General features: G+C 55.0%; 4 protein-coding genes and 2 pseudogenes. All 6 read left to right on the top strand.

Annotation, left to right across the window (positions count from 1 at the left end; all coding sequences use genetic code 11):
* Positions 1 to 552, top strand: a pseudogene (locus AC2VNK_RS03710) (methyl-accepting chemotaxis protein); the annotation flags it as partial.
* 309 nt (positions 553 to 861) lie between these two features.
* Complete coding sequence (locus AC2VNK_RS03705) at positions 862 to 1,233, top strand: response regulator (protein WP_215876878.1); 372 nt, start codon at positions 862 to 864, stop codon at positions 1,231 to 1,233.
* Positions 1,233 to 1,565 carry an STAS domain-containing protein gene (locus tag AC2VNK_RS03700; protein ID WP_291525213.1) on the top strand — a complete coding sequence of 111 codons (333 nt, stop codon included), beginning with the start codon at positions 1,233 to 1,235 and terminating at the stop codon, positions 1,563 to 1,565. Before AC2VNK_RS03705 ends, AC2VNK_RS03700 begins: the two co-directional genes overlap by 1 nt.
* Entirely contained in the window at positions 1,562 to 3,763 is a 2,202-nt protein-coding gene (locus tag AC2VNK_RS03695) for a chemotaxis protein CheA (RefSeq protein ID WP_486882833.1), read from the top strand. The genes AC2VNK_RS03700 and AC2VNK_RS03695 overlap by 4 nt, the downstream gene beginning before the upstream one ends.
* Before the next feature lie 22 nt (positions 3,764 to 3,785).
* Positions 3,786 to 4,496, top strand: a pseudogene (locus AC2VNK_RS03690) (MCP four helix bundle domain-containing protein); the annotation flags it as partial.
* On the top strand, positions 4,479 to 4,953 hold a 475-nt coding region (locus AC2VNK_RS03685; protein WP_486882834.1), incomplete at its 3' end, for a methyl-accepting chemotaxis protein. The pseudogene AC2VNK_RS03690 and the gene AC2VNK_RS03685, both read left to right, overlap by 18 nt.

Raw genomic sequence — 4,953 nt, 5'->3', positions numbered from 1 at the left:
GTTTCTGACATTATGAGCCGCTTCGTCAGGCTCCATGAGCGTCTGGGTAATGCCGTGCGCGCCTCACGCGGCGCGGCGCAGGCCGAAAGAGGAGATCCGGATATGGGCGGTTTGTTCCGCACCAGTGAGGCGGAACTTCTGGGTGTACTCCAACATATCGGCACGGCTACCCAGCAGCATGAGGCGCAGCAACAGGTGATATCGGCACTTTTGTCCCAGATCAATACGTTGGAGCGTATGGCGCAGGATGTGGGAGAAATCGCCTCTCAGACAACGTTGCTCGCGCTCAACGCCGCCATAGAAGCGGCTCGCGCTGGCGAGCATGGCCGCGGTTTCGCCGTGGTAGCCGATGCAGTGCGCAAATTATCCACCCGCTCCAAGGACACCAGCCAGCAAATGAGCGAGAGCGTTAAAGTCATCAGCACGGCCATTCGTGGTGTGGTCGCGCAAACGGCAACGGCTATTCAACAGGAAAGGCAATTCCTGGCCAACGCAGAGCTGTCTATCCGTAGCGTATTGCATCGCTTGCAAGAAATGACGGGCCGCCTGTCCGAATCCGCGGATATTCTGCAAAGCGAGGCACAAAAGATCGCTGAAGAAATGGACCAATTATTGATCGCCCTGCAATTTCAGGATCGTGTCAGTCAGGTGCTGGGACATGTGGAAGAGGGGATGAGTGATCTGCCGTCGCACTTGGCACAAGGAAATCCCGGAGGTGGGATAGACGAGTGGTTGCAGGCGTTGACCAGCAAATATACGACCCGTGAAGAACATGCCATTCATCATGGAGAAGGCAACGCGGCCCCGGACGCCGGCCAAGACATCACTTTTTTCTAAAATAGCGCGCAAGGAGTTCGCGAAATGGCAAAAACAGTTCTCGTAGTCGATGATTCCGCATCCTTGCGGCAAGTGGTCAGCATTGCGCTGAAAGGCGCAGGTTATGAAGTCATCGAGGCTTGTGACGGTGTAGATGGTCTGGCAAAACTGGGCGCAGCAGCCAAAGTCCATCTCATTATCAGTGATGTGAATATGCCCAACATGGATGGCATTACCTTCGTCAAGGAGGTTAAACAGAAGCCGGAATACAAGTTCACGCCGGTGATCATGCTTACCACTGAGGCGGAAGAAGAAAAAAAACTCCAGGGACAGGCTGCTGGCGCAAAAGCTTGGGTGATCAAGCCATTCCAGCCTCAGCAGATGCTGGCCGCGGTAGGCAAGCTGATTTTGCCTTGATGACTATGGACATTGAGCAGGAGCAGCAGGGTGCCAATCTGCAAATCCGGTTATCCGGCGATCTGGATATTTACGCGGCGGCATCCTTGCGTACACATCTGCTGACCATGCTCCAGCAGCATCATGAAATTGAACTGGTATTAAACGAAGTGGCTGAAGTGGATGGGGCCGGTTTGCAAATGTTATTGGCGACTAAAGCCGAAGCTCTGCGCCTTGGTGTGATTCTGCGACTCACCGGACATTCAGTCGCTATGGTTCGGGCACTGCAGTTGTGCCGTCTGACGGCCTATTTTGGTGATCCTGTTATTCTGACGCGGGAGATGGCCGGATGATTGATCTTGATCCACAAATGGCGGCAGCACTACAGACTTTTTTTGAAGAAAGTCGTGAATTGCTACAGGACATGGAAAATGCGCTGTTGTTCATGGAGGATGCGGGCGCTGATTCGGAACGTATAAACGCAGTCTTTCGGGCGGCGCATACCATCAAGGGTTCTGCTGGCCTGTTCGGACTGGAAGAGGTAGTGCGTTTTACCCATCGCCTGGAGAATCTGCTGGACCAAATCCGGTCGGGAATTACGGAGCTCACGCCGGTGCGCATCACTTTGCTACTTTCCTGTGGCGACCATATCGCGGGCTACTTGGACCGAATTGCCACTGAGTCGCCATTGGATCAGAGTTTTCTTGCGGAGGATTTGCGGCTGCTCGGAGATCTCGCGGCCCAATTGGGCTCCAGCCCGATAGCGAGCACAGTACCAGCGACAGCACCGGCGCTTGCCCCGACAACGTTGGCACCAACCGTATCCCCTTTCACCGAACCAGAGTGCAGCAATTCGCCTGATTCGGTGCAAACGGGCAACTGGCATATTTCCCTGCGTTTCGGGCTCGACACATTTCGCGATGGCATGGACCCTCTTTCTTTTTTGCGCTATCTGGAGCAGATCGGCGAAATTGTTGGGATCGTTACCCTGACCGACCGCCTGCCGCCACTATCCGAGATGGACGCAGAAAGCTGCTATCTGGGTTTTGAAATCAGTTTCAAGAGTTCTGCCGACAAGGCAAAAATTGCCGATGTTTTTGATTTCGTCAAAGAATCCAGCACGATTCACATCCTTCCGGCACATAGCCAGATCACTGCTTATCTCCAGTTGATTCAGCAATTGCCAGAAGCCGATAAGCATTTGGGCGAGATTCTCGTCGCTGTAGGCTCGTTGACGCCAGAGGAGTTGAAAGGAGCGCTCGCCTTACAGGATTCGTCGAGCCAGGGCGGTCAGCATCAACCACTCGGCGAGATTCTGGTGGCCCAAAACATGGTGCAGGAGCCTGTGGTACAGGGCGCTCTGGAGAAACAGCAACAACAGCGCGAACATCAGGTAGTCGAGCGCCAGATGTTGCGTGTACGTGCTGCCGATCTGGATCAACTGGTGAACCTGGTCGGGGAACTGGTCATCGCCAGCGCCGCCAACAGTCTTTATGCGGCGCAGAATAACGCCGAGGAACGGATCGAATCCGCCGCTCAGGTGGCGCGCCTGGTGGAGGATATCCGCGATGGTGCTCTGCACTTGCGAATGATCGATGTAGCTGAGGTCTTTCAGCGTTTTCCGCGTGTGGTGCGGGATACTGCACGGACTCTTGGCAAGGATATTCGTTTGGAAATCAGCGGCGAAGGGACGGAACTCGACAAGAGCATGGCGGAAAAAATCACCGATCCGCTCATGCACTTGGTGCGCAATGCCATGGACCATGGTATTGAGAGTGCGGAGCGTCGTCACGCGCTCGGCAAACCGGCTCAAGGCTGTATCAGTCTGCATGCCTGTCATGATGCCAGCGGCATTCTTATCGAGGTGCGTGATGACGGCGGCGGACTCAATCGCGAGAAAATTCTGGGCAAGGCCATAGAAAAGGGGCTGGCCACTCCAGAGCAACAACTCAGTGACCAGGAAATCTACGCGCTGATATTCGCCCCCGGGTTTTCCACAGCCGACCAGGTGAGCGACATTTCCGGGCGAGGGGTGGGGATGGACGTGGTGCGTCAAAACATCGAGGCTATCCGTGGCAGTATCGAAATCCAATCCACTCCCGGTGCAGGAAGCACCATGCGAATCCGTCTGCCACTCACCTTGTCTATTATCGACGGCTTTCTCGTCAAGTTAGCGACGGATACCTTCGTCATCCCCTCTGAGTCCGTGGAGGAATGCCTGGAATATCCGGAACAGCAAGGCACTGTCGGATATATGGTGTTACGCGACCAGGCTCTGCCGCTACTACATTTGACGAGAGTTTTTCGGTTTGATGCCCAACCCGAAAAACGTCGCAATGTCATTGTCGTGCGTCATGGTCAAGATCGGGTTGGCATGGTAGTCGGGGCTATCCTCGGCAATCAGCAGACGGTCATCAAGCCGCTCGGCAAGTTGTTCGAACAGGTACCGGGGATATCCGCAGCGACCATCCTCGGTAATGGCGACGTCGCCCCCATTCTGGATATTCCGGCGCTGATTCACCATCACACTTCCGCAAAACACTCCCACTGACTTACACCAAGAGGAATTCATTATGCTCGGGAATATGCGTATCGGTTTGCGTTTAGGCGCCAGTTATGGCGCAGTCATCATCCTGCTGATCCTTCTGGCGGCAACGTCGATTGTGCAACTGCAGAAAATTAAGGGCGATGTCGATAGCATTACCGGCGTGGCGTGGCCCATCGCCGATCACGCCAATGAACTCCACGTTGCGGTCCTGGCCATGGCCAGTGACTGTCGCGATATGTTTTTAAGCCAGACTCCCGGGCAACGTGCCGGAGATCAAAAGAATATCCGAAATCTGCAATCAAGGAGTCAGGATATTCTGGCGGTCCTTCATGAGGAGGTTGCCCAGCATCCCCAGGATAAATTGCTGGTGAAAAAAATCCAAGGCCACATGGAAAAATACGATTCCGGGTTAAAGGGCTGCTTTCAAGATGCGAATCCTATTACCGCCTTCACCCAGTTTCAACAACAGGTGGTTCCCCAGGAAACCTTGCTCCGCACTGAACTGGATCGGCTTGATAAAGCCTTAGCCGTCCGTTTTGTTACGGCATCGCAGCAAGGCAATGCGGACTATGTCAGCGCCCGTGATCTGTCTATCGGGATCAGTGTTGCCGCTATTCTCATGGCGATGTTGATGGGTTTTTTCCTGACCCGTTCCATTACCCGACCATTGAATGAGGCTGTCGGGGTGGCCGAACAGATTGCCGATGGTGATCTCTCCATGCAGGTGGTATCTCGGACCCGCGATGAAACGGGACGCTTGATGGCGGCGATGGGCACTATGGTGGAGCGCCTAGCCCAGACCATCGGCGAGGTGCGTAGCGCCGCAGACAATCTCTCCAGTGCCTCTGAGCAGGTGAGCGCAACCTCTCAGTCGCTCTCTCAGGCCGCCTCTGAGCAGGCCGCCAGTGTCGAGGAGACTTCTGCGACGCTAGAAGAGGCCGCAGCTTCCATCAAGCAAAACGCGGAGAATGCGCGGGTGACCGACGATATCGCGACTGGTGCTGCTAAAGAGGCGCGTAGCGGCGGTGACGCAGTCACCCAGACGGTGCAGGCTATGAAGAATATCGCTGATAAAATTGGAATCATCGACGACATCGCTTATCAGACCAATATGCTGGCACTCAACGCCGCGATCGAGGCCGCCCGTGCTGGTGAACATGGCAAGGGCTTCGCCGTGGTCGCCGCTGAGGTAC

This window comes from Acidithiobacillus sp. TH-A35, assembly GCF_057473505.1.
This window is presented reverse-complemented; position numbering and strand designations above follow the sequence as displayed.

Coding starts and splice junctions, on each gene's coding strand:
- AC2VNK_RS03695 (WP_486882833.1), top strand. CDS start 1,562: ATGATTGATCTTGATCCACAAATGGCGGCAGCACTACAGACTTTTTTT.
- AC2VNK_RS03700 (WP_291525213.1), top strand. CDS start 1,233: ATGACTATGGACATTGAGCAGGAGCAGCAGGGTGCCAATCTGCAAATC.
- AC2VNK_RS03705 (WP_215876878.1), top strand. CDS start 862: ATGGCAAAAACAGTTCTCGTAGTCGATGATTCCGCATCCTTGCGGCAA.